This window comes from Paraflavisolibacter caeni (assembly GCF_025628885.1).
GTDB classification, from domain to species: domain Bacteria; phylum Bacteroidota; class Bacteroidia; order Chitinophagales; family Chitinophagaceae; genus Flavisolibacter; species Flavisolibacter caeni.
The window spans coordinates 1-25159 of record NZ_JAOTIF010000031.1 but is presented as its reverse complement, the minus strand read 5'-3'; the positions used below and the strand labels follow the sequence as shown (position 1 = coordinate 25159).

17 protein-coding genes are annotated in these 25159 nt (G+C 41.0%); 16 read left to right on the top strand and 1 reads right to left on the bottom strand.

What is annotated here, in order from left to right:
- Nucleotides 1-2 precede the first annotated feature (2 nt).
- The 9 genes from OCK74_RS24265 to OCK74_RS24225 all read left to right on the top strand — a co-directional run bounded on the left by OCK74_RS24265 (nucleotide 3) and on the right by OCK74_RS24225 (nucleotide 17604).
- Nucleotides 3-590, top strand: coding sequence for a carbohydrate-binding protein (locus OCK74_RS24265; protein WP_279299697.1), 588 nt, complete (start codon nucleotides 3-5; stop codon nucleotides 588-590).
- 618 nt (nucleotides 591-1208) lie between these two features.
- Nucleotides 1209-4406, top strand: coding sequence for a SusC/RagA family TonB-linked outer membrane protein (locus tag OCK74_RS24260; RefSeq protein WP_279299696.1), 3198 nt, complete (start codon nucleotides 1209-1211; stop codon nucleotides 4404-4406).
- A gap of 19 nt (nucleotides 4407-4425) precedes the next feature.
- Nucleotides 4426-6273 (top strand): RagB/SusD family nutrient uptake outer membrane protein, encoded by a 1848-nt coding sequence (locus OCK74_RS24255; protein ID WP_279299695.1) that lies wholly within the window; start codon nucleotides 4426-4428, stop codon nucleotides 6271-6273.
- An 85-nt stretch (nucleotides 6274-6358) separates the two neighbouring features.
- The gene (locus OCK74_RS24250) at nucleotides 6359-9349 is read left to right on the top strand and encodes a SusC/RagA family TonB-linked outer membrane protein (RefSeq protein ID WP_279299694.1); all 2991 of its coding nucleotides are present in this window, start codon (nucleotides 6359-6361) and stop codon (nucleotides 9347-9349) included.
- A 30-nt stretch (nucleotides 9350-9379) separates the two neighbouring features.
- On the top strand, nucleotides 9380-11122 hold the full coding sequence (locus tag OCK74_RS24245) for a RagB/SusD family nutrient uptake outer membrane protein (protein ID WP_279299693.1): 1743 nt from the start codon (nucleotides 9380-9382) through the stop codon (nucleotides 11120-11122).
- A 31-nt stretch (nucleotides 11123-11153) separates the two neighbouring features.
- Nucleotides 11154-12182 carry a DUF5627 domain-containing protein gene (locus tag OCK74_RS24240; protein WP_279299692.1) on the top strand — a complete coding sequence of 343 codons (1029 nt, stop codon included), beginning with the start codon at nucleotides 11154-11156 and terminating at the stop codon, nucleotides 12180-12182.
- Between the two features lie 139 nt (nucleotides 12183-12321).
- Nucleotides 12322-14238, top strand: a complete 1917-nt coding sequence (locus tag OCK74_RS24235) for an alpha/beta hydrolase-fold protein (protein WP_279299691.1) — start codon at nucleotides 12322-12324, stop codon at nucleotides 14236-14238.
- Nucleotides 14239-14385: 147 nt separating this feature from the next.
- Entirely contained in the window at nucleotides 14386-16464 is a 2079-nt protein-coding gene (locus tag OCK74_RS24230; RefSeq protein ID WP_279299690.1) for a family 43 glycosylhydrolase, read from the top strand.
- Between the two features lie 99 nt (nucleotides 16465-16563).
- Complete coding sequence (locus OCK74_RS24225) at nucleotides 16564-17604, top strand: LacI family DNA-binding transcriptional regulator (RefSeq protein ID WP_279299689.1); 1041 nt, start codon at nucleotides 16564-16566, stop codon at nucleotides 17602-17604.
- Between the two features lie 260 nt (nucleotides 17605-17864).
- Here OCK74_RS24225 and OCK74_RS24220 read toward each other — a convergent pair whose 3' ends face one another.
- Nucleotides 17865-18146 (bottom strand): helix-turn-helix domain-containing protein, encoded by a 282-nt coding sequence (locus OCK74_RS24220; protein ID WP_279299731.1) that lies wholly within the window; start codon nucleotides 18144-18146, stop codon nucleotides 17865-17867.
- A gap of 805 nt (nucleotides 18147-18951) precedes the next feature.
- Between OCK74_RS24220 and OCK74_RS24215 the strand changes: the two genes are divergently transcribed.
- From OCK74_RS24215 to OCK74_RS28045, 7 genes are all read left to right on the top strand, one after another.
- Nucleotides 18952-19296 (top strand): L-rhamnose mutarotase, encoded by a 345-nt coding sequence (locus OCK74_RS24215; protein WP_279299688.1) that lies wholly within the window; start codon nucleotides 18952-18954, stop codon nucleotides 19294-19296.
- Between the two features lie 67 nt (nucleotides 19297-19363).
- Nucleotides 19364-20611, top strand: a complete 1248-nt coding sequence (gene fucP / locus OCK74_RS24210; protein ID WP_279299687.1) for an L-fucose:H+ symporter permease — start codon at nucleotides 19364-19366, stop codon at nucleotides 20609-20611.
- A 39-nt stretch (nucleotides 20612-20650) separates the two neighbouring features.
- Nucleotides 20651-21679 carry an aldo/keto reductase gene (locus OCK74_RS24205; RefSeq protein WP_279299686.1) on the top strand — a complete coding sequence of 343 codons (1029 nt, stop codon included), beginning with the start codon at nucleotides 20651-20653 and terminating at the stop codon, nucleotides 21677-21679.
- Between the two features lie 30 nt (nucleotides 21680-21709).
- A complete protein-coding gene (locus OCK74_RS24200) occupies nucleotides 21710-22723 on the top strand; it encodes a zinc-binding alcohol dehydrogenase family protein (RefSeq protein WP_279299685.1) in 1014 nt (337 codons plus the stop codon).
- A 62-nt stretch (nucleotides 22724-22785) separates the two neighbouring features.
- Nucleotides 22786-24390 carry an alpha-L-fucosidase gene (locus tag OCK74_RS24195; RefSeq protein WP_279299684.1) on the top strand — a complete coding sequence of 535 codons (1605 nt, stop codon included), beginning with the start codon at nucleotides 22786-22788 and terminating at the stop codon, nucleotides 24388-24390.
- Between the two features lie 205 nt (nucleotides 24391-24595).
- On the top strand, nucleotides 24596-24802 hold the full coding sequence (locus OCK74_RS24190; protein ID WP_279299683.1) for a DDE-type integrase/transposase/recombinase: 207 nt from the start codon (nucleotides 24596-24598) through the stop codon (nucleotides 24800-24802).
- Nucleotides 24777-25043 (top strand): DDE-type integrase/transposase/recombinase, encoded by a 267-nt coding sequence (locus OCK74_RS28045; RefSeq protein ID WP_423803178.1) that lies wholly within the window; start codon nucleotides 24777-24779, stop codon nucleotides 25041-25043. Before OCK74_RS24190 ends, OCK74_RS28045 begins: the two co-directional genes overlap by 26 nt.
- Nucleotides 25044-25159 lie beyond the last annotated feature (116 nt).

Sequence of the window (25159 nt, the reverse complement as noted above, 5' to 3'; positions counted from 1 at the left end):
TTATGGATGAATCTCCAACAGGTTGCTGGACAAATCATCATTCAATAATACAATTTAAAAATCAATGGTACTTGTTTTATCATCACAATGATTATTCGCCAAATTTCGATAAAGCAAGATCGATCAGGGCAGATAGTTTGTTTTTTAACGAAGATGGTACTATTAAAAAAGTAATACCTACGTTACGTGGTATTGGTGTAACAGATGCAACTACACAAATTCAGATGGATCGCTTCAGTACTAAAAGCGAAGAAGCTGCTATAGATTTTTTGGACACACTCAACAAGTTCCAGGGCTGGAAAACAATTCTTGATAAACCCGGTACCTGGATACAATACAACTGCGTTGAATTCGGAAAGAAAGCTGCAAAGTCGGTAAGTATAAGAGCTGCTTCAGCAACAGCGGCATCATTGGTCATCAGGACAAAAGATGCTTCAGGCCCCGTCATTGCTGAAGTAAATATCCCCAAAGGAAGCAATTGGCATATTGTAAAAAAATCAATTGCAGCCGTGCAACCTGGAATCAAAAACCTTGTTGTACAATTAAAAGGTAATGGAAAGGTGGATGTTGACTGGATTAGTTTCCAATAGCAAACCAGCTGCTTGGTGTCAATTTGACGGTTTATCCATTTTGATTCTTTGCCTGAACACATAAATTATATCATTATAAAATTAAAAGAACGGTTGCGAGCAAGGAAGCCAAGTAACTGTACATCTGCAAATTCAGGAAGGTGAGGAACAGTGCATTCTGGAATTGCAGATGTACAGTTACTGTTCACTGGCAGAGGGACATTCTTGCATTTTCGCTAAAACAGCCACACACGAACGAGTTTGAAAGCCTCCTTAAATCCTGGATTCTTCTGCTTAATAGCAGTTTTTTTAAGTGCTAAAAACATTTGTTCCATAAGTTTCAACAAATGAATCAGTCAAGGTATTGTCCAGTATTTAGTTTTGGCATCACCTGAAGGCGGATAGACTTTTATTTTTTGTAATAGCTATTTTGTTAATGAATGCTGTAAGTCATTTTGTCAGCAGATGAGATGATTGCTTTTTTGTCAACTTAAAACGACTGCATATGAAAAGAGTTACTTAATGAATCCCACACTTACTAAGAAACGGAGAATGCAGAGACATTTTCCACTGTGTTTTAATCAGTAATCTAATGCTCTCCCCTGAGCAAATTCCTTTCATTAAACATTAAACTAGAGAATGAAAAAAAATGAACGAGGCCTATCGCCTGGTAGGACCCGCCTGGCTTGCAAATGCCTGTTAATGGCAAAGTTTACCATGCTTCTAATTTGTAATTTTTCTATTCAATCCTTTGCAGTTGGCAACGCTCCCGATCACAACAGCTTAAGCCTTAGTGATGAGGAAAAAGTGTCCGACCCTTTCGCAGAAACGGTAAGCGGAAAAGTAGTAAATGATAAGGGAGAACCGCTTGCTGGGGCAAGTGTAACAGAAAAGGGTACCAATAATGCAACAGTAACGAAAAGTGATGGATCATTTACCATTAAAGTTGCAAATTCAAAAGCTGTTCTGGTCTTTTCTTTTGTGGGTTATTCTTCAAAAGAAATAGGAGTGGCAGAAAAACAAACTAATCTCTTTGTTCAGTTATCACCTGCAGCCCAGGCAATGGAGGATGTGGTTGTTATTGGCTATGGAAGACAGAAAAAGGAGAGTGTTGTAGGTGCTATAACCCAAACAACTGGCGCTGTATTGCAAAGAGCAGGAGGTGTGTCTAATATCGGTGCGGCTTTGACCGGCAATGTACCGGGTGTCATTACAGTACAAGGTACGGGACTTCCCGGGGCAGAAGATCCCACTATTTATATTAGAGGTCAGGGTACATGGAACGGCAGCGGTCCACTGATATTAGTGGACGGGATCGAACGCTCGCTGAGCGGAGTGGATGTTGGTTCCGTAGAAAGTATATCTGTGTTGAAAGATGCCTCTGCTACAGCAGTTTTTGGTGTGAAAGGTGCCAATGGTGTAGTATTGATTACTACCAAGAGAGGGGCTGAAGGGAAAGCGAACATCAATATCACCGCTAACTCTACTATGAAAATCCCATCCCGTTTGCCACAAAAGTATGATGCTTACGATGCCTTAACAATCAGAAATCAGGCTATTGAAAGGGAACTTGCCTTGAGTCCCGCATCATGGCAGGATTATACCCCTTTTGCTATTATTGATAAATACCGCCATCCGGCCAACGAGCAGGAGGCCCAACAATACCCTAATATTGATTGGCAGGATGAGTCCGTTAAAAAGATGGCTTGGGCGCAAAATGCGAACATCAATATTTCAGGAGGATCGGGTTTTGTAAAATATTTTACGGCAGTAGACGTGCTCCATGAAGGCGACATCATGAAGATCCCAAGCAATGGAAAAGGCTATGAACCGGGATTCTTTTATGACAGGTTGAATATCCGTGCCAATCTTGATTTTAAATTAACAGGTACTACCAACCTTGCAGCAAACCTTTCCGGACTTCATGGAAACAGGCAAGATTCCTGGAGTGGTTTTGAGTATTCATGGTACCAGGGGATATATGGTAATGCACCTGATCTTTTTTATCCTCAGTATAATGATGGTACTTATGGTTATTATCCACTTGATCCGGTGTCTACCAATAACCCTGCTCAAATACTTGGAAATAACGGTGTAAGAAACACCAAGACCACCACGATCAATACCGATTTCACGCTTACCCAGGATTTGAGTATGTTGGTAAAGAACCTCAATTTTAAAGGAACATTTTCTCTGGATAACACTTTTGTTTCTCAGGGTGGCATTTTTGATGATGGAAGTGGTATCCAGAAATATATCTACCCTAATGGAACCGTTCAATATCGTAATACAACAGGCGCCAATCAATTTGAGTATATAGTGCCGCAATGGTCGGTAAGGGCTGATGCTATGCAGAATGGGTCAACAAGAAGAAAAAAGTTCTACCAATTGCAATTAAACCATTCGGCTAAAATTGGCAAGCATAATATCACAGCAATGGGCCTGTTTAGCCGTGATGAAAATGCGACAGGTAGCAATTTTGCTAACTATCGTGAGGACTGGGTGTTCCGTACTACTTACAATTTTGCTAACCGCTATTTTGCCGAGTTCAACGGAGCTTATAATGGTTCTGACCAGTTCGGACCTGATTACAGGTTTGACTTTTTCCCTTCTGCAGCTGTAGGTTGGACGTTGACGAATGAAAACTTCATGAAAGATATCTCCTGGTTAAGGACATTGAAAATCCGCGGTTCATACGGTTTGGTAGGAAATGACCGCGTTGGTGCTGGACGTTATCTGTATCTGACACAATGGGCAAATGGAGGTCAAGTGCATATGGGTGATGCGGGAGGTAATAACAGCCCTTATGTATGGTTTAGAGAAACAGCCATAGGAAACCCGGATGTACATTGGGAAACCGTAGCAAAAACAAACGTTGGTCTGGAGTATTCGGTCCTGAATGGAATGCTGGAAGGTAGTGTTGATGTGTACCGGGATTATCGTTATGATATATTAATAGCCGGCGGCCAAAGAGCTGTACCTGTTTATTTTGGTGGTCAACCTCCTGTTGCCAACCTGGGTAAAACAGAGGTGAAAGGATATGAATTAGAATTGAAGTTCAATAAAAAACTGAATAAGGATGTACGCTTGTGGTCGAATATAGCGCTAACCCATGCAAAAGACAGAATTATTGATCGTGATGATCCTCAATTGTTGGATGCTTATCTAAAAAGAGCAGGTTTCCAAATAGGACAATATACATCTCAGATACGCACAGGGTTTTACAATACATGGGATGAAGTTTATGGCAGCACTATTGTCAATCAGTATGATAATAATAAACTGCCCGGAAACTTTAATCTTATTGACTTCAATGGCGATGGAGCGATCAATGACTACGATGTTGTACCATATGCTTACCCGGAAAGACCGCAGAATACGTATACAGGTAGTATTGGTTTTGACTACAAACGCTTATCTGTATTCCTTCAATTCTATGGTGTCAATAATGTAACAAGGAATCTTACGCAAACCAACTTCGGTGCGGCATTGAATTCCGTTTTCAAACAGGGAGACTATTGGACAAGGGATAACCCAGATGCAACGTCCTATCTGCCCCGGTGGAAAACAAGGGTGTATAGCTATGGAGATTTCTACAACTATGACGGTTCTTATGTCCGTTTGAAATCAGCTGAAATAGCTTATTCTTTGAATCCTGTTTGGTTGAAAAGGGCTGGGATCCAATCCATGCGTGTTTATGTTAATGGTAACAACCTCCTTTTCTGGAGTAAAATGCCAGACGATCGCGAAGCAAATATTGGCTCAAGCAACTATGCGGGACAAGGTGCATACCCAACCGTTCGTCGCATCAACCTGGGCTTGAATCTGAGTTTATAACCAGCAAATAGTTTATACAATGAAAGTTTTTAGAAGAATAATTATATCAACAGGCATATTCCTGATGGTCCTTGGAGTAGTGTCCTGTAAAAAATATCTGGACAGGCCATTGGATGCCAATATTTCTGAGAAAGATGTGTTTGTCAATTTCCGCAATTTCCAGGGTTTTACGGAAGAGTTATATGCCTGCCTGCCCGATATGTCTAAGTCTACCTGGAATAATGAGTGGAATACAGGTGATGATATTTTATCGACCACCAATGCTAACTACAGATTGAGTGCTGAATTCGACAATGGTAATTATTGGGCATGGAGAACAGGGGGAGGCGGCTGGGATAACAGCTGGCTGGATGACAGCGGACCTAATACTAACCCAAATGAAGGTCATGACAAGGGTTTGTGGCCATTGAGCTGGTATGGTATACGCAAAGCCAATCTTGGCTTGGCAAACCTGGATAAACTGGTGGATGCCACCGAAGAGGAAAAGAATGTGATCAAAGGACAGCTCCTGTTTTTCCGTGGCTATTTCCATTTCCAGTTAATGAGTTTCTGGGGCGGTCTTCCCTATATCGATACGGTGCTGTCTAGTTCAGCAAAGCTGGAATTACCGAGATTAAGCTATCGTGAAACTGCTCTTCGTGCTGCTAAAGATTTTGAGGATGCAGCTGCATTATTACCTGCCAATTGGGATAATACCGCTGTTGGTGAGCAAACAAAAAATAACAACCAGCAACGTATAACCAAATCTGCTGCGCTGGCATTTAAGGGCAAAAATCTGCTTTATGCAGCAAGCCCAATGATGAACCAGGCATCTGGTGGACCTGCAGCATATGATCAGGATTTGTGCAAACAGGCAGCCGAGGCCTTTTACAGGGTACTGAAATTGTCAGATGAGGGACAAGCTTATTACAAGCTATTGCCTTGGGAAAAATACAGCGAAAACTGGTATACCATCTCAGGTTATGGGAAGCATCCCGGTTATCCTGAGGTTATCTTTGGTCCTCCTACCTACGCAGGATGGCAATCAAGATGGTCGTTGGTAAACATGTTTATACCACCACCATTAGGCGGTGAGGCTGGTATATCTTCACCCGCTGCCAATTATGTCAATTATTTTGGTATGGACAACGGCCTGCCCATCGATGCTGCAGGTTCTGGCTATGATATTACAGATCCATGGACAAAACGCGATCCCCGCTTTTATAAATGCATTACTTACGACGGGGTACGGATGATTCGAGGTAGTGGTAACGCTGACTATCGTTTTGCGATACTTTATACTGATAATAAACCACAGAATTTGAAGGGTGATTTACGGATTGAAAGTACTGCAAGCCGCACAGGCTACTTAGTTCGCAAGTTTGTAACAGATGGTTGCAATAATGTCGACAATGAATGGAACAATATCAATATAGTAATACCCTATCTGCGTTTGGCAGATGTGTATCTGATGTATGCTGAAGCCGTGTTGCAAGGATACGGAACACCTCAAAGTAGCCATCCGGGATACAAAACAGCGGAGGAAGCTGTAAACATTGTAAGAGCAAGGGCAAATGTTCCAGCAGTAGATGCTAGATATACAGGCTCCAAAGATGCATTTATGGGAGAATTGATGCGAGAGAGAGCCGTGGAGCTTGCCTTTGAAGGTTTGCGCTGGCACGACCTGCGCAGGTGGAATGTTGCCGGTGAGAAAAAGTACAGGGAAAAAACGGTTGTCGATTTTGGCCGCGGATCAGATGGTAAGCCAACCAACCTGAGAGAAAGAGTGGTGGTTACAAGGATATTTGAAAAGAAGCACAATTGGCTTCCTTTACCAACCAACCAGGTAAATCTTTATCCAACATTCGGACAAAACCCTGGATGGTAACAGGTATTCAGCTTTGCTAGTTTAAAAGATGACAAGACTATCAACAAAGCAGCAAACAAAAGATATCATTTCTAAAAAAAAATCAATGAAGTATATCAAAATATGGATGGCTTTCTGTGTAGTGTTCTTTTGTTTTTACGGGAATGTAAAAGCGCAGAATGCTAATGAAGTCATTGTAAAATCAACAGTTTATGATGAAAAAGGCGCGCCTGTTTCAGGTGCGCTGGTTACAGGTAATGAGGGAAAGACGGTAACCAGTACCAATAAATCAGGCCAGTTCTCAATACAGCTGCCTGCGAACTCAATTATGTTGATCAATGCCAAAGGTTTCAAAATGCAAAGCTTTAGAGTGGGAGCATTGTCGGGAAGAATCACACTTGCAAGAGATAACGAGTCTGACGAAGTGAATGTAGCCTTTAAAAAAGTAGATAAACAAGACTTGAATGGTGCCATAAGTGTGTTGAATCCAGAAAAATACCTTGACCGCGATTACAACTTTTCAGTTGAAGGAGGTATCAATGGAAGAGTAGGCGGATTGTTGTGGAGCGATAATATCTGGGGACTGGAAAATGCAATCGTGATGATTGATGGTGTGCGTCGCGAATACAGTGATATTACACTAAACGAAGTAAAGCAGATCACTGTATTGAAAGGTGTCAATGCTGTAGCCCTTTATGGTAGCCAGGCTGCAAAAGGCGTTATCCTGATCACAACTAAAAAAGGAGAGGCAAACAGTCGCAAAATAGGCGTGAGGGTGAATACCGGAATTGCCACCCCGAAAGAGCTCCCTCAGTACCTCAACTCGGCTGAGTACATGTCGCTTTATAACGAAGCCCGCCGCAATGATGGCTTACCTGAGCTTTTTGATGCCACTACTATTGAAAACTATCGTAGTGGTAATAAATACAGATACCCAAGTGTAGATTATTATTCATCAGATTATCTTAAGAAGTATCAGCATGCTACCGATGCCAATGCTGAATTCTCTGGTGGAAATAATATTGCCAGGTTTTATTCTAATATTGGCTGGTATAACGGATCTACTTTGTTGAATGTAGGTGAAGGTAAGAATGAAGGCGACAATCGCTTTAATGTTAGAGGAAATGTAGATTTAAAGCTCAATGATTTTATATCTAGTTCTGTATATGTTTCAGCTATATTTAACGACAGCCGAAGGGGAAGAACTAACTATTGGAATAACGCTGCAACGCTGTTGCCACACAGGGTGACTCCGTTGATCCCAACAAGCTTGATAGTTGACGGTGCCAAGTCTTCCCAGGATTTGGTAAAAAGCAGCCGCAATATTATTGATGAACAATACTTGTTGGGTGGAGCGCAGCAGTTTCAGACAAACCCTCTTGCCGACTTGTACGTGGCGGGTTATGATAAATTCATCAGGCGTACCTTCCAGGTGACCAATGGTATCGACTTCAACCTAAGCAGGGTTTTGCAAGGATTGTCTTTCCATACCTTGTTCAATCTGGACTATGCCAATTCTTATATTCAATCCATTAGCAACACTTATGCAGTTTATGCGCCTACCTGGAATGCTACTGCTGATTCGATTACCAGTATCCAAAAATTTGGAAACGATAACCGTCCGGGTATCCAGAATATAAGTAACACTACCCAGCGCCAGAATCTTGGTTTTTCATCCTGGCTCAGTTATGAGAAATCTCTAAATGAAACTCACAATATTTCGGCAATGTTGCTTGGTTATGCCACTTCCTTTAAGAAAGATAGCATCTACCAACCATTAATGAATACACATCTAGGACTTCAACTTGCGTATAATTACAAACATAAGTATTGGGCTGATTTTACCGGTGCTTATGTGAATTCTACAAAATTACCAGAAGGCAGACGGGCTGCATTTTCGCCCACAGTAAGCCTCGGCTGGTTGTTGAGTGCTGAAAACTTCCTGGCTGGTTCCAAGTCTGTGGACCATTTAAAGCTATCAGTTTCTGCAGGTATTTTGAACACCGATTTGGATATAAGCGGATACTATCAATATAACAACATTTATACAAGACAGGGAGGTTTTACATGGAATGATGGCCTGCAAGCTTTCAACCAGGCAACTACCTCTTTATATGGATTGAGGTCTGATCTTTCTTTTCCAAAGCGAAAAGAGTTGAATGCAAGTTTAGAAAGTGCTTTTTTCAACAACCTGTTGAATCTTCAAACCACTTTCTTTAGAACACAGATGGTTGAACTTCCAACCCAGCGCTTTTCACAATATCCAAACTATTTCAGTTCATTCATTCCGTATACCAACTACAATGCACATCAAAGAACAGGGGTAGATGTAATGTTGAACGTGAACAAGAAAGTGGGTAGTGTAGCCCTGAGTTTGGGAGCAAGCGCCACTTATGTTAAATCAACATTTACCAAACGTGATGAACTGTATCCCGATGCTTATCAAAACAGAGCAGGTAAACCTGTTGATGCCATATTTGGGCTAGTTAGTAACGGTTTCTTCATGGATCAAAATGATATAGCCAAAAGTCCAAAACAGTTGTTCGGTGATATAAGACCGGGTGATATTAAATACGTTGATCAAAATGGCGATAATGTAATTGATAACAGGGATGAAGTGATGATTGGCCGTTGGATAGCTCCTTTCACTTACGGAATCAACTTCACCACCACCTACAAAAACTTCAATTTGTTTTTGCTGGGTACAGGATCTAATGGTGGATATGGCTTAAAGAACAATGACTATTATTGGGTAGATGGTGACAACAAGTATTCAGAAGTGGTGCGCAACAGATGGACAGAAAATTCCAAAACAACTGCGACATTCCCACGCCTGAGCTCCCAACAAAGCAACAATAATTTCAGGAACTCTGATTTTTGGTTATTTAAGGCAGATGGGTTCAGACTGAGCAAAGTGCAGCTTACTTACAATTTTTCTAGCAATGTTTTGGGTAATTCATTTGTAAAGGATCTTGGCGTATATGTTTCAGGCGCTAACCTGTACACATTCTCAAAGAATAGAAAAATCATGGAGTTATCTGTTGCCGGCACACCTCAGTTCAGGAATTATAATGTTGGAATCAGAGCCAAATTCTAAAAAATGACCTCACAGAATAAAATGATAAACATGTGTAAAAAAATACTGGTACTTGTTGTTATCGGGATGCTGTTTGCCGGGTGCAAAAAGAACATTTTGTCTCCGCTTGACGATAATCACCGTACATTGGAAGATATTTATAAAGATCCCTATTTTGCAGAGGGTATATTAATGAATGCCTACACCAGGCTTCCAACAAATGGATACTCATTTAGTGAAGTAGCTACAGATGATGCCGTAACCAATGATAAGGGTAGTCAGCTTTTGTATATGGCAACAGGTGCATGGTCGGCAGCAAACAACCCTATGGATCAATGGAATAATTCATATACCGCGATCATGTATGTGAACCTTTTCCTTAGGGAAGTAGATAGTGTGAACTGGTTTTCGACAAATAAGGATTTGAGAGTTTTGTTCAATGATCGTTTAAAAGGCGAAGCTTACGGCTTGCGGGCATTGTTTCTGTTGAACCTTCTTCAGGCTCATGCCGGATACAGCGCCAGTGGTGAATTGTTAGGTGTGCCCATCATTACAGAAGCACTTGAACCTAATTCTGATTTTTCAAAACAGCGCAACACGTTTGCCGAATGCATTCAGCAGATTTATACTGATTTAGCTGAAGCAGAGAAATATTTACCCTTAGATTATGCTAATGTAGGACAGGTGCCCTCTAAATATAGCGGTATCAAATTGGAAGATTACAATAGGGTTTTTGGCAATTTCAATAGGCAACGTGTTTCTGCACGCATCGTAAAAGCAATCCGGGCAAAAGCAGCTTTACTGGCAGCCAGCCCTGCTTATAACCCACAAGGAGATATGGTCAAATGGGAAGCCGCAGCAAACTATGCAGGTGAGGTGCTTAAGCTCAATGGTGGCTTGAATGGCCTGGATCCCCAGGGTGGATTGTTTTATACCGCGAATAATGTTAACCCACTTAATCTTGAAACGGGTGTTGATCAAAAGGAAATGTTGTGGAGAGGCAGTATCGTACAAAGTAATAACCTGGAGCAAAATAACTTCCCACCAACACTGTTCGGGAACGGAAGGGTGAATCCAACTCAAAACCTGGTAGATGCCTTTCCTATGTCTAACGGATACCCAATATCAGATCCAGCTAGTGGTTATGTGGCAACAGATCCATATGCGAACCGTGATCCGAGGTTAAGGAACTATATCCTGGTTAACGGTAGAACTATATCAAATAAAACCATCTGGACCAAAACAGATAATCCCACCAATGATGCGGTTAACGTTCTTCCTACATCAACCAGAACCGGGTACTACTTACGTAAGTTGATGAGAGAAGATGTGAATTTGAATCCAACCTCAACATCTGTTCAGAAACATTATCCGGTTCATATCCGGTATACCGAAATCTTCCTTGCTTATGCCGAGGCTGCCAATGAAGCCTGGGGGCCTGAGGGTACCGGTTCGTATGGCTATTCTGCCCGCGACGTTATTGCAGCCATTCGTAAAAGAGCCGGAATCACACAACCCGATAACTATCAGGTGTCTATCACCACAAAGGAAGGCATGCGTCAGTTGATCCGTAATGAAAGAAGATTGGAATTAAGCTTTGAAGGTTTTCGTTTCTGGGATTTGCGCCGCTGGAAAGAAAATCTGACTGAACAGGCAAAGGGTGTAATGATTACAAACAACACTTATAACGTGCAACCTGTAGAAAACAGGCAGTATTCTGATTTCATGTATTATGGTCCTATTACTATCACTGAGGTTATGAAAGCAAACCTTCAACAAAACAAAGGGTGGTAACACTAATCTTTAATCATTAATGTATAATGAAATGAAACGAGTTTTTTTAATGTCATTTATTTTACTCTCTATACTTACTGCATGTAATAAAGATTGGGAGTTTGCCGATTACAAGTACACAACGGTATATTTCCCTTATCAATCACCTCTGAGAACGCTTGTATTGGGAGAGGATATCTATGACAATACTTTGGATAATCAGCACAAGTTCCTGGTCATGGCTACCATGGGTGGTGTGTATGAAAACAAAAAAGATATTTCTATTGAAGTATCGGTTGACAATGCTCTTGCCCAGAATCTGAAATTTAACGCATCAAATGGAGATCAGGTTATTGCCATGCCTGCTAATTATTACATCTTGCCAAAGGATATGAAAATTTCAATTCCTTCGGGCAAGATAATGGGTGGTCTTGAAGTTCAGCTAACAGATGCCTTTTTCGCTGACCCTCGTGCCATAAAGAACACATTTGTTATCCCTCTGAAGATGAACTCTGTAACAAATGCAGATTCTGTATTGAGAGGTCAAAGCACCCTGTCTTCTCCTGATCATCGCAAAGCTACCGATTGGGGTGTCGTACCTAAAGACTATGTTCTTTTTGGAATAAAATACATCAATCCTTTTCATGGTGCTTATCTTAGAAGGGGCGTTGATGAAGTGAAAGGAAGCAATGGTAATACTGCTCTGGATACAACAATTGTTTATCATAATTCCTATGTGGAAAAGGATGAAGTAGTCAATTTATTTACAAAGTCCATGACACAGGACTCAATGTTTTTGAATGCAAAAAACAAAGGCAATATCAATGCGCCCTTCCAGTTGGTTCTGAACTTTGACAATAGTGGTAAATGCACGGTTTCTGGCCCAGCATCTGCTTCCTATACAGTTTCGGGTAATGGTGAGTTGGTGAAAAAAGGCGATATGTGGGGAAATGAAAAAAGGGACGTACTTTATTTGAAATATAAAGTTGATTTCGGAACAACCACGCATAATCTTACCGATACTTTGGTTATACGTGACAGGGGAGTAAAGATGGAAACATTTACACCCATATTTCAATAAGTTATAGACTGACTTGTAATAGACATGACACTACCCAATCATTCAGATGAAAGGGCATAAATGTTTCTCTGATCTGAATATTCCTGAAATGTGTCATGTCTATTCGCTTTTTATCAGTGATTATTAAACGATACAAGAAATGAAAAAACTAGTTTTCGCTTTATCCCTCCTTGCAATGTTTAACTTCTATGGCTATGCGCAGGAAATAGTGAAACAGGCTCCGCAAGGTTTTGATGTGGAACGTGCAGGTATCCCACATGGAAAGATTGATACCATTAGCTATACATCCAATACTGTAGATACCACCCGAAAGGCCTTAATCTATACACCACCCGGTTTTTCCAAGAAGAAAAAATACCCGGTTTTGTACCTGCTACATGGCATTGGTGGCGATGAAAAAGAATGGTTGAACGGGGGACAGCCACAAGTGATCCTGGATAACTTGTATGCTGACAACAAGGTTGTGCCCATGATTGTGGTCATGCCGAATGGCAGGGCCATGAAAAATGACCGTGCAACAGGGAATATTATGGCTCCGGATAAAGTTCAGGCTTTTGCTACTTTTGAAAAAGACCTGCTCAATGATTTGATTCCTTTTATTGAAAAGAAATACCCAGTACTTAAGGACCAGCAACATCGTGCCATAGCAGGGCTTTCCATGGGAGGAGGACAATCTCTAAACTTCGGATTGGGTAACCTGGACAAATTTGCCTGGGTGGGTGGATTTTCATCAGCTCCTAATACCAAAAGACCAGAAGAATTGGTTCCAGATCCGGAAGAAGCCAAAAGGAAATTAAAGCTGCTTTGGATCTCTTGCGGTGACAATGATGGCCTGATCACATTCAGCAGGCGGACACACGATTTTCTCTACCAAAAAAATGTTCCACATATCTATTACATAGAACCTGGAGTGCATGATTTTAAAGTTTGGAAAAATGGTTTGTACATGTTTTCACAATTACTGTTCAAACCTGTAGATATTTCTTCATTTTCAAAATATACGGTATTAGGAACGCCTGCATCTACCAATATACGATCTGCAAAGTACCCGCAGATTTTACCCGATAACCGTGTAGTTTTCCGCATCAAAGCTCCGGAAGCACAAAAGGTGCAAATTGATCTGGTTAAGAAATATGATATGACGAGAGACACGGGTGGATATTGGGTGGTAACTACAGACTCCATAGGAGAGGGCTTTCATTATTATTCACTATTGATTGATGGCGTAGCCGTTGCAGATCCGGCAAGTGAAACTTTTTATGGTATGGGCCGTATGGCAAGTGGTATAGAAATACCTTTTGCTGGCGGAAGCTATTATGCCGAAAAAGATGTCCCTCATGGGGATGTAAGAATAAAGAGGTATTACTCCACAGTTACTAATTCATGGCGTCGCTTTTGTATCTATACTCCGCCTGGTTATGATATCAATCCAAATGAAAAATACCCCGTTCTTTACCTGTTGCATGGAGGTGGTGAAGACGAAAGAGGATGGGCTACACAGGGGCGAACAGATCTTATTCTGGATAACCTCATTGCTGAAAAGAGAGCAAAACCCATGCTTGTGGTGATGCTGGATGGCAATATGGGTATGGCGGCATTCAGTGAAAATGCTTTAAGATCATTTGAGAACGAAATAAAGCAATCAGTGATTCCTTTTGTTGAGAAGAACTATAGAACAGAAACCGATTCAAAAAACAGAGCATTGGCCGGTTTGTCCATGGGTGGAATACAAACCATGTATGCAGGAATTAAAAACACACAACTTTTTTCTTATCTCGGCGTATTTAGTTCTGGCTGGTTCGCTAATCAACCTGCGCTTTCGGATCCGCAGTATGTTTTTATGAAGACTAATGCAACCATGATCAACAACAATTTGAAATTACTTTGGATCGCCATGGGAGGCAAGGAAGATATCGCATACAATAACTGTAAGATCATGCTTTCAAAATTCAATGAATATAATGTAAGGTATACCTACAGCGAATATCCTGGGGGGCATACCTGGCCTGTGTGGAGAAATAACCTTTACAATTTTGCACAGCAGTTGTTTCAATAGAAAGATACAACATAAAGCAACTCTTGATCCTTACATATAGTATGTCTTTTGAACATTTGTTTCATTTATATCAACAAATGATCTATTAAAAAAATATGCATCCGCATACTTTTACCTCCTTGCTACTAACGAAATTGATAAAAGAAAATGTTTTTAAGAATTATAGCAATTGCTTGTCTCTCTTTATTTGTATTGAAGGATAATCTCATGGCCCAAGGTCCGAAAGCAGATGTGCAAAGTATTATGGTCGTTGATTCTTCAGACTATTACAGACAGGTCAATACCTATGTCAATCCTGTATTGCCGGGCGATCACCCTGACCCTACCCTGTTAAAAGTTGGTGATGACTTTTATCACTGTGGGTCATCTTTCCATTTTACACCTTACCTTCCTATATACCATTCAAATGACCTGGTTCATTGGGAGGTAATTAGCAGAGTAGTTTTTCCATCAAATGCAAGTTTTGTAACAGATAGACCTTCAGCAGGCATTTGGCAGGGAGCTATCACTTATTTTTATGGTTCTTACTGGATTTATTTTTCTGCCAACGGTCAATGGTTTTCCAAGGCTATTTCACCAGTGGGACCTTGGTCTGCACCTGAGCAAGTAAAAACCAATTCCACAACAGGGCCTCTGGGCTATGACAACTCTATCTTTGTAGACGACGATGGCAAACCTTATATGCTGATCAAGAACGGCCAGAAAACCAACCGCATACAAGCTATTGGAAGAGACGGGCAATTGACAGATACTGTGATCAATCTTGATTGGATCAATGCCAAACTGCAATACAGTTGGGCAGAAGGGCCAGTGATGTGCAAGCGAAATGGCTACTACTATTATTTTCCTGCTGGCGATGTTTCAGGTGGGCAATATGTCTTGAGAGCCTCTGCATTGACGGCAGACTCTTCCAAATGGGAAAGATTGGGTAATTTTTTTAAACCGATCACTGATCCAAATAATAAATTCAGAAGTCCTAATCATATATCCGCGCCTATTCAGCTAGCTGAAGGTACATGGTGGACCATTGGTCAAAGCTATGAACGGGTTAATGGAGACGACTGGTCGGGCTTGGGTCGGCAATCCTCATTATACCAGGTGATTTGGGAAGGTGATAGGCCATGGGGTGTAGCACCAGCAAGTGCCCCTTTTGCAAAGCCCAAATTACCCAAGTCCGGCATTCCTTGGCGAAGTGTTCGTTCTGATTATTTCGATGGTGATTCTTTGGAAGTTTGGTGGCATTTTTTAAGCAGGAAGTCTGCCAGCCAATACTCGCTTTCATCAAGAAGGGGCTGGTTGCGGCTAACTCCTGATACAGCCAGAGCACATCTTGTGCAAAAAGAGACAGATCATTATTATTCTGCTGTAACCCGTGTTGATTTGAATGCAACTGATACGGTAGCTAAAGCCGGTATTTATCTCACTAATGGAAATCAAAGAGTATTTGCACGGCTTTACAGTGGATTTGATAATGGTAAGAAAATCGTGTTTCAATTTGATACGGCCAGGCGCAACATCTCCAATACATTTGGTAATACAGTTTGGCTGAAAATTGAAAGAAAGGAACATAGCTTAACTGCTTATTATAGTGGTGATGGAAATACCTGGATTGCTGTAGGTGCTCCAATCAGTTCTGTTAACTTAGATAAGGAACAGCCTAATTTTAATTCTTGGGTAGGTACTAGTGTTGGTTTGTTTGCTGAAGGAAAAGCCGCCGATTTTGACTTTTTTGTTTATAAGGATGGTTTTTCAGAATTGCCTGTTGCTGGATATAAAAATTTCTATGGAATTGAAAAGGTAAACATGTCACCAGGTAAGGTGGTTACCAATACTTCAGCTCATGGTGGGTGGTTGATGTTATCCGGAGTAGATCTAGGAAAAGATCTGAGGGCACCGGTTAAGATTGATGTTGCTGCTTCCTCTACTGTTGGTGGTAATCTTGAAGTATGGTTAGATGACCTGCAAACGGGTACCCTCATTGCGACAATTCCAATTACTAAGACAGGTGGCGTGAATCAATGGAAAAGCTTTAGCCAAGCGATTTCCAATGTATACGGCCAACATGATGTATACTTAAAGTTTCCGTCAGTTCAAAACGCGTTTTATATCAATAGCATTCAGTTTACCTATCGTAAAGCAGCAATAAAAACTTTTGGCTCTAGATCAGCAAATAAGAAAAAGGCAAATACTGCAAATTTTGATGTTGTTACAAAGCATAGCTTTTAAAGGGGCCTTTATGTGCGAATATAGCTGTCAGCTTTCAATGTCAGATATTTATAAATAATTTAAAATTTCATAAATTTTTGGTAATAGTAAATACATCAAATGCAGGTAAAGGAAGTGACCATATATGACTTGGCGAAAATTGCGAATGTTTCTGCCTCGACGGTGAGCCGCGCATTAAAAGACAATCCATCTGTTAATGAATTAACCAAAAAGAAGATCATCGAACTGTCTGGTGCACTCGGTTACCGCCCTAATCGATTTGCATCTGATCTCAGGTCAAAGAAAACCAATACCATTGGTGTATTGGTATCTAAGCTCAATAGGGATTTTTTGACTTCGGTACTAAGTGGTATAGAGCAAGAAGCAACAAAGGCTAAGTATGATGTTGTGATCAGTCTTTCTGAGGAGTCTCCTGAAAGAGAAGTAGAGCAGATTGCCCATCTATTTAATAAGCGAGTGGATGGCTTGATCGTAGCTCTGTCCTGTAATACCAATATTCTGTCGCGTTTTGATGTATTTAGCAATAAGAAAATGCCAGTCGTTTTCATTGATAATGTGGAAGAAGATGGTCCTGGAATCAAAATCATGGTCGATAATTATAAAGCAGGTTATGAGGCTGCGGTACATTTAATTCAGCAGGGCTGCCGGAACCTCATGCATGTTGCAGGGAGCCTGAATAAAAAGTCGTATTCAGACAGGTGGAAAGGGTATCAAAGTGCCTTGTCAAAATTTGGTTTACGGTGTAGAAAAGATGATTTGCTGGTTAGTGATTTTAGTGAAGAAGACTGTATCCTGATTGCTCAACAGATCATGCAAAGAAAAGAATTGCCGGATGGTATTTTTATAGCTGATGATTTATGTGCAGCCCTTTTTACACAACGCTTTCAAAGGGCAGGTATCAAGATTCCGGAAGACATTGCCTTAGTAGGTTTCAATAATGATATGGTCAGCTGGGTGGTAGAGCCTCAATTGACAACTTTCAATTATCCTGGCTTTGAAATAGGGGCCAAGGCAGCAGAAACTTTGATAGAGGAAATAAACTTTGGCACCACTCAGGAGCGTTATTGCATCGTAATGAATTCTGAATTGCTTGTTCGCGCATCAACTACAAGGACCAAAAGCAATAAGATCAAAAGGTAGATGTTTACCTGGTCAAGCAACTAGTTGATGTATACAGGGGAGGTGCTCAAGCCTATGTGCAAAAGCCATGATGTTATAGTAAGGAAAATAGCATAGAAAACAGCAAGCCTACTGTTTCCACAGTGGGCTTTTTTATCTCATTGTATAAAAAGAGAAATCTATCATTGCGATCAATTATGTTTATGTTATTGATCCACTGATTGCCTGACTAATAGTGTTTCCAACATTTGTTTCATTCATTTCAACAATTAAGACGTATGTTATTGTAATGTATTAACCGATTGATTTTGCTGTCTGTACTGACCAGGAGTTAGGCTGGTAGCCTTTTTAAAAATTCTGGAGAAATGAGGCAGATTTTCAAATCCTGTTTCTGCGGCTACTTCGGCATAAGACATATTAGTGGTAGTAAGCAGGTATTGAGCCCGTTCAATCCGCTTTTCATGAATATAGGCAAGTGGTCTTATACCCGCATATTGAAAAAACATTCTTGAAAAATAATCCTGGTGTTGATTCGCTCTTTCTGCAAGATGCGTAACAGTCAGGTTTTGATTTAAGTTGACCTGAATGTAGCTGATGGCATCCAGGATCTTTGACGAGATAGCGTTTGCACTCTTCTGCGTAAGCCGGCTCGTACTTAAAAACCTGGAGAGTAATTGTAAAATAATTCACTGCGTTTCAAAGTATGCAGACATACTCTGCATGTTGTTCAGTTCCTGGTATCCCTTATAATAAACATTCTTTTCATAAACTTAAGGATTATCAGAACGGTTAATGCCCCTGCCTGGATTGATTTGTAGGATTCTTTTGAAGTTGGCAATATCTGTTTCATTCGCTGGTACTTTTTTGAGTGTCCGGTTATTGTGGAATAGGGAAATGCCGTCCGGAGATTCTTCAAAAAAATGAATGAAATACTGACTCAAATAATCCTGACAGCTAAGATTACACAAGGTATAACTAGGAATGATATACATATACCCGGCCTCTAATGTTACGGTTTCCTGGGAATTGGAAATAAAGCCTTTACCTTCATCAATAAAATACAAACGGTAATAAGGGCTGATGACATTGGTCTAATTCCATTTCTAATTCAACTTCACATAGTCAACGTGTAGCAGGGAAAAGAAATGTTTTAATATCCTTCTGCTTATACCTGATTTTTACTGATCAAATTTATGGTGAAATGTCGGATTTGTATAAGACAAAGTCTTTTTCATGCAATACTGAGAGCACGTATCTCATTTAAATTTGTTCAGCGCAATGAGCCCTTCACCTTTCATTCAATAAACCGGATACTTAATAAAAAAAGCATCAATAACATTTATTAATTAAGCGACAAGAGTGTTGAATATGAATAAATACTGTTTAGCCCTGGATTTAAAGGAAGACCCTACTCTGATTGCAGAATATGAAGAATGGCACCAGCATGTATGGCCCGAAGTGCAAAAGAGTATTGTGGATAGTGGTATTGTCAACATGGAGATTTACCGGACAGGCAACCGTTTGTTCATGATCATGGACACTGATGATTCTTTTTCCTTTGAGCGGAAATCTGTAATGGATGCCGCTAATGCTAAGGTGCAGGAGTGGGAAGAGCTCATGTGGAAATTTCAAAAACCCCTGCCCTGGGCCAAAGCAGGAGAGAAGTGGATTTTGATGGACAAAATTTTTCAGTTATATGCTCATGGAGTATAAGACTCATATAAAATCCAATAGATAAAAATAGTTTTGAAAAGGTGTTTATAGATAAAAAAGTTGTTCAATGAAAACACACAATAACGGTTTTGCTATTATTTTGATTACTTCTTTGTTTTTCCTGTGGGGTTTTGCTTTAAACCTAAATCCTATTTTAATTCCGCATTTAAAGAAGGCGTGTCAGTTGAGTGATACACAATCGGCCTTCATTGATTCAGCATCCTACATTGCTTATTTTCTGCTAGCCATTCCTGCCGGTAAATTTATGAACCGGTTTGGGTATAAAGGCGGTATTATCCTTGGCCTGCTCTTATTTGCCTTTGGTGCCTTTTTGTTTTTCCCCGCGGCTGCTACGAGATCCTATGCTTTTTTTCTGAGTGCTTTATTCATTATCGCCAGTGGGCTTGCCTTTTTGGAAACAGCCGCTAATCCTTATATGACTGTTTTAGGAGACCCTGCTACCGGTACACAGCGTTTGAACTTTGCACAATCATTTAATGGATTGGCTGCGTTTTTAGCTCCTTTGATCGGCGGAAGGTTTATTCTTTCCGGTAAAACATTGTCAGCCCAGGAAGAAGCCGGTATGACTGCCGGGCAGCTTAATGATTATTTGAACAAAGAAGCATCTTCTGTACAGATACCATACATCGTTATTGGAATAGTGGTATTAATGGTAGCGCTATTCTTATGGAGGACACCACTGCCTGAAATCAAGGAAGATGATTCCCTAGAAGTGGAAGGTTCCATTGTAAAAGAGAAGAACCTGATGCTAGGTGTATTGGCCCAATTCTTTTATGTGGGTGCGCAGGTTTGCATCAGCAGTTTTTTCATCCGTTTCTCAGAAAGGGTGGCTGGTATTGATGAAGTTTCGGCAGCTTATTATTTGTCTGGTGCTTTACTAGGTTTTATGTTGGGGCGGTTTGTAGGAACATTCTTAATGAAATTTATAGCACCTCCACGTTTGTTGGCTGTTTATAGTGTGATTGTGATGTCCTTGTTGTTGGTGGCCATTTCCACGAATGGTAAGGCTTCCGTGTATGCTTTGATTGCAGTCCAATTTTTTCTCTCCATCATGTTCCCTACCATTTTTGCTTTGAGTGTAAGAGGCCTGGGTACAAAAACAAAAGAAGGCTCTTCACTTGTGATCATGTCAATTGTGGGCGGGGCAGTGTTTCCTGTAATCATGGGCAGGGTATCAGATGCCAGCAATATACAAGCGGCATACCTTGTTCCTGCAGTCTGTCTTTTAATGGTTCTATATTTTGCCATCAAAAACATTAGTGTTGGGAGCGTGCAGTTATCTGCGGCACATTGATGTTCTAGGGTATGGCAAATGAAATTTAATTTGTATAAAATGAAAAATGAAGTTTCCAGTAGCGATATGCCTCCTGTTGTTTTTGGGACCAGTGGTTTGGGTAATCTGTATGTAGCCCTGGATGAGACTACCAAATGTGAAATCGTAAAGGAATGTTTCTGCCATTCTCCAAAACCTGTTGTTTTTGACACGGCGGGAAAATATGGGGCCGGCCTGGCTCTAGAATCTCTAGGCAAGAGTCTCAAAGCACTCAATGTAAAACCAGAAAATGTTATCATCAGTAATAAACTGGGATGGTTGAGAACTGAACTGAAAACCGATGAACCCACTTTTGAGCCTGGGGTTTGGAAAGACCTTCAACATGATGCCATTCAGAAAATAAGCTATGATGGCATTATCGAATGCTTTGAACAGGGCAATGAATTGCTTGGTGGCTACACACCTCAAATGGTTTCCGTACATGACCCTGATGAATACCTCGCTAATGCCAGGGATGCTAATCATGCGGCGAAGCTATATGAGGATATACTGGATGCTTATGAAGCCTTGTATGATTTAAAGCAAACGGGTAAAATTCAGGCCATTGGCGTTGGCGCTAAGAACTGGAAAGTGATTCAGAGTATAGCCAATGATGTGCAACTAGATTGGGTAATGATTGCCAACAGCCTGACCATTAAGAATCATCCAAAAGAACTTCTGGACTTTATTCAGGAATTACAAAAGAAAGGTGTAACCATCATTAACTCGGCTGTTTTTCATTCCGGTTTTCTCATAGGTAGTGATTATTATGATTATAAATTAATTGAGCCTACAGCGCCTGCCAATAAAGCACTTTTTCAATGGAGGGCAGACTTCTTTGAGTTGTGTCAAAGTTTCGGCATTAAGCCTGCAGCAGCTTGTGTGCAATTTGCATTGAAAGTGCCCGGAGTAGCAAGTGTTGCTTTAAATACAACTGCTCAAAAACGGGTAAAAGAAAATATAGATTTAGCCAGTATTGAAATCCCTGTTGAATTCTGGACTTCTATGAAAGCAAAAGGGTTAATTAGGGATGATTATCCATACCTGTAAACAATTTTAATAACCAGATAATATTGATCAATGAAGTCATTGATTTGCACCACACCCGGACAGTTCGAATACCAGGAAATTGAACAACCCGTATTAGAGGAAGGATATTCCCTCCTGAAAATTAAACGCATTGGCATTTGTGGCACCGACCTGCATGCCTACGAAGGCACACAGCCTTATTTTGAATACCCACGTATTTTAGGGCACGAGCTGGCTGCAGAATACGTAGCCGGAGACGCCAAAGGTTTTGAACCCGGGGAAGCCGTAACCTTTATACCTTACTTCTACTGTGGTAAATGCATCGCCTGCCGCAGCGGCAAAGAGCACTGCTGCCAACACATCAAAGTATACGGGGTGCACATCCATGGTGGTATGGCGGAATATCTTAGCGTTCCTTCTTACTCGCTGATCCATGGTGAAGGACTATCCTTCGACGAATTGGCACTGGTAGAACCCCTGGCGATTGGTGCCCATGGAGTACGCAGGGCTGGGGTGCAGCCCGGTGAGTTTGTCCTGGTCATGGGTGCTGGTCCCATCGGACTGGGCATAATGGAGTTTGCCCGCATTGCCGGTGGTCAGGTGATTGCCCTGGACATCAATGACCAGCGTTTGCAGTTTTGCAAAGACAAGTTGAATGTTGCCTATACCATCAATGCAGCAACAGAAAATGTTACAGAACGCCTTAAAGAGATTACAAATGGTGATTTCCCTACAGTAGTGATCGATGCAACAGGAAACAGAAATGCCATCAATGGCGGCTTTTTATACATGGCCCATGGTGCAAGGTATGTACTGGTAGGCCTGCAAAAAGGAGAACTGGTGGTGAGCCATCCGGAGTTTCACAAGCGGGAAGCAACGCTGATGAGCAGCCGCAATGCCAACCGAATCGACTTTGAGCACGTAGTGACTTGCATGAAGAAAGGATGGGTGAAACCCACTACTTACATCACCCACCGCGTCTTATTTAACCAGGTAAAAGATGAATTCGCCAATTGGCTGAAACCTGAATTCGGCGTCATCAAAGCCATTGTTGAATTGGTGTAGATCAGTGTTGAAGGATGTTATAGCAGTTCTAATTTTTAAAACATTAAAACAAACCGTACAAAATGTCGATTTCTAGAAGAAATATTTTAAAAAGTCTCGCCTTAGGGGTTCCTGCATTGCAACTGAATCCTGCTCTTGCACTTAGCAAGGTTGATACCAACACTCCTGCCGAAATACCGCCCATAGGTAAGGGGCCCTTTGTAGGGACAAGAGCTTCCCTAAGAAGTTACCAGGTTCCGGATTGGTTCCGCGATGCCAAGTTTGGTATCTGGGCACATTGGGGGCCACAATCGGCCGTAGAAGCTGGTGACTGGTATGCACGTAACATGTATATCCAAGGTCAAAAGCAATATGAGCATCATGTGAAGACTTATGGTCACCCATCCAAATTTGGTTTCAAGGATACCATACCAGCCTGGAAAGCAGAAAAGTTTGATGCTGATTACCTGCTCGGTTTATATAAGAAAGCTGGTGCTCAATATTTCATGACCATGGGGGTGCATCACGATAATTTTGATTTGTGGAACTCCAAGCATAACCGCTGGAACTCTGTGAACATGGGACCGAAAAAAGATATAGTTGGTCTCTTTAAAAAAGCAGCACAGAAGCATGGTTTAAAATTTGGCATCAGCGATCATTTATGGATTACTTATAAATGGTTTTCTACCAGTAAAGGGAGTGATAAAGATGGCCCTTTGGCGGGTATTCCTTACGATGGCGCTGATCCCAAGAACTTTGAGTTTTATGGTACATGTGAAGAAGTATTCAACAGACTCGATTGGAATGAGAATAGCATTCCCTGTAGCTGGAAAAAGCATTGGTTTGACAGAATGAAAGACCTTGTGGATCAATACGAACCTGACCTTTTATATTGCGATGGTCACATGCCCTTTGAAGAACATGGTCTCAATTTATTAGCTCATTTGTATAATAAAAGTGCTGCAAAGAACGGAGGCAAAACACAGGCGGTGTATACCAGTAAAAGGCCTGAGGATTCTGCTCCGGGAACTGGTATTTGTGTCTTTGATGTGGAGCGTGGCGTTGTGGAGAGCGTCTGGCCGCAACCATGGCAAACAGACACCTGTATTGGCGACTGGCATTACAACAGGGACAGGGTAGGTCGTTATAAATCAACAAAGACGGTCATTGATCTGCTGGTAGATATTGTGAGCCGGAATGGAAACCTGATGCTCAACTTTCCTTTACCAGCCAGTGGTATGCTGGATAGCGATGAATTAACGGTACTGGATAGCATTACAAAGTGGATGGCCGTAAATAGTGAAGGTATTTATGCTACACGTCCCTGGAAGATCTTTGGTGTTGGCCCACAGTCGCAGGTAACAAAAAATGAGAAAGAAGTCAATTCTGCACTACAGTTCAATGAAGGTAACCGTAAGCAGTTTACGCATGAGGATATGCGGTTTACCACCAAAGGGAATAACTTATATGCTTTCTTTATGGGTTGGCCAGAAGGGCAGCAGGTAGTGATTAGGCCTTTATCCACAAACAGCGAGCAAAAGGTGGGCAGGATAGATAATGTTGAATTGCTTGGCTACGGCAAGGTTCAATTTACAAGAGATGAAGAAGGATTAAAAGTAACATTACCCGCTCAAAAGCCATGTGAACATGCTTACACGCTTAAAATTTCAGGCATTGATCATGTGTAATCAATAAGGATATCACTTCTTTTTTGAATTGAATGGATTGATAGGCAGTGCAACCACTGATTGATGACGATGCAGATGATTGTATGTTCTTTAGCCAGGCACTGGCATCAGTTTCAGATCTTATGACATTGATCTGTATATAGGTAACAGGACTTTAAGTGGGACATTTACCATGCCTTGAAGGAAGCTGTAAACTTACAGGAGAATGAATGAAACGTACATCAAAGTGAAGGGTGAATGGATGTACCTGTATCGACCTGTAGACAAGGGTGGAAATACAGTTGATTTCCTGCTCACTAAGAGGAGGAACAAGTACGCAGCCCATAAGTTTCTAGTTAAAGCAATCCGTAATCATGGTTATCCAAAATTGATTAATATTGATCAAAGTGGCGCAAATAAAGAGGCGAATTAGAACCTTCAACAAAAGGTGTCTTAAAACAATAAGGATCAGACAATGTAAATACCTAAACAATAGGGTAGGGGCAGATCATCGTTTTATTAAATGGCGAACTCAGATCATGTTTGGGTTCAAAAGTTTTGAATCAGCATCACGAACACTAATAGGTATTGAAATGGTGAGAATAATAAAGAAGGAACAAGTCAACTTTCCTTTGGCAACTTCCTACAAGACATTCTGTTCTCTGGCAGCATAAACAAAATTCTTAACCAGTAATTCCTTCCTCTATTTGACAGATGCGACCTTTAGATTAGCGGTTAGAAGTTAAGAAGTTCTTTGAAGATAATGTTTAGATGATAAATTTAGTGGAAG

Bases quoted from the DNA above. Each gene is read 5' to 3' on its own strand.
- OCK74_RS24265 (WP_279299697.1), top strand. From the start codon at position 3: ATGGATGAATCTCCAACAGGTTGCTGGACAAATCATCATTCAATAATA.
- OCK74_RS24260 (WP_279299696.1), top strand. From the start codon at position 1,209: ATGAAAAAAAATGAACGAGGCCTATCGCCTGGTAGGACCCGCCTGGCT.
- OCK74_RS24255 (WP_279299695.1), top strand. From the start codon at position 4,426: ATGAAAGTTTTTAGAAGAATAATTATATCAACAGGCATATTCCTGATG.
- OCK74_RS24250 (WP_279299694.1), top strand. From the start codon at position 6,359: ATGAAGTATATCAAAATATGGATGGCTTTCTGTGTAGTGTTCTTTTGT.
- OCK74_RS24245 (WP_279299693.1), top strand. From the start codon at position 9,380: ATGTGTAAAAAAATACTGGTACTTGTTGTTATCGGGATGCTGTTTGCC.
- OCK74_RS24240 (WP_279299692.1), top strand. From the start codon at position 11,154: ATGAAACGAGTTTTTTTAATGTCATTTATTTTACTCTCTATACTTACT.
- OCK74_RS24235 (WP_279299691.1), top strand. From the start codon at position 12,322: ATGAAAAAACTAGTTTTCGCTTTATCCCTCCTTGCAATGTTTAACTTC.
- OCK74_RS24230 (WP_279299690.1), top strand. From the start codon at position 14,386: ATGTTTTTAAGAATTATAGCAATTGCTTGTCTCTCTTTATTTGTATTG.
- OCK74_RS24225 (WP_279299689.1), top strand. From the start codon at position 16,564: ATGCAGGTAAAGGAAGTGACCATATATGACTTGGCGAAAATTGCGAAT.
- OCK74_RS24215 (WP_279299688.1), top strand. From the start codon at position 18,952: ATGAATAAATACTGTTTAGCCCTGGATTTAAAGGAAGACCCTACTCTG.
- fucP (WP_279299687.1), top strand. From the start codon at position 19,364: ATGAAAACACACAATAACGGTTTTGCTATTATTTTGATTACTTCTTTG.
- OCK74_RS24205 (WP_279299686.1), top strand. From the start codon at position 20,651: ATGAAAAATGAAGTTTCCAGTAGCGATATGCCTCCTGTTGTTTTTGGG.
- OCK74_RS24200 (WP_279299685.1), top strand. From the start codon at position 21,710: ATGAAGTCATTGATTTGCACCACACCCGGACAGTTCGAATACCAGGAA.
- OCK74_RS24195 (WP_279299684.1), top strand. From the start codon at position 22,786: ATGTCGATTTCTAGAAGAAATATTTTAAAAAGTCTCGCCTTAGGGGTT.
- OCK74_RS24190 (WP_279299683.1), top strand. From the start codon at position 24,596: ATGAATGAAACGTACATCAAAGTGAAGGGTGAATGGATGTACCTGTAT.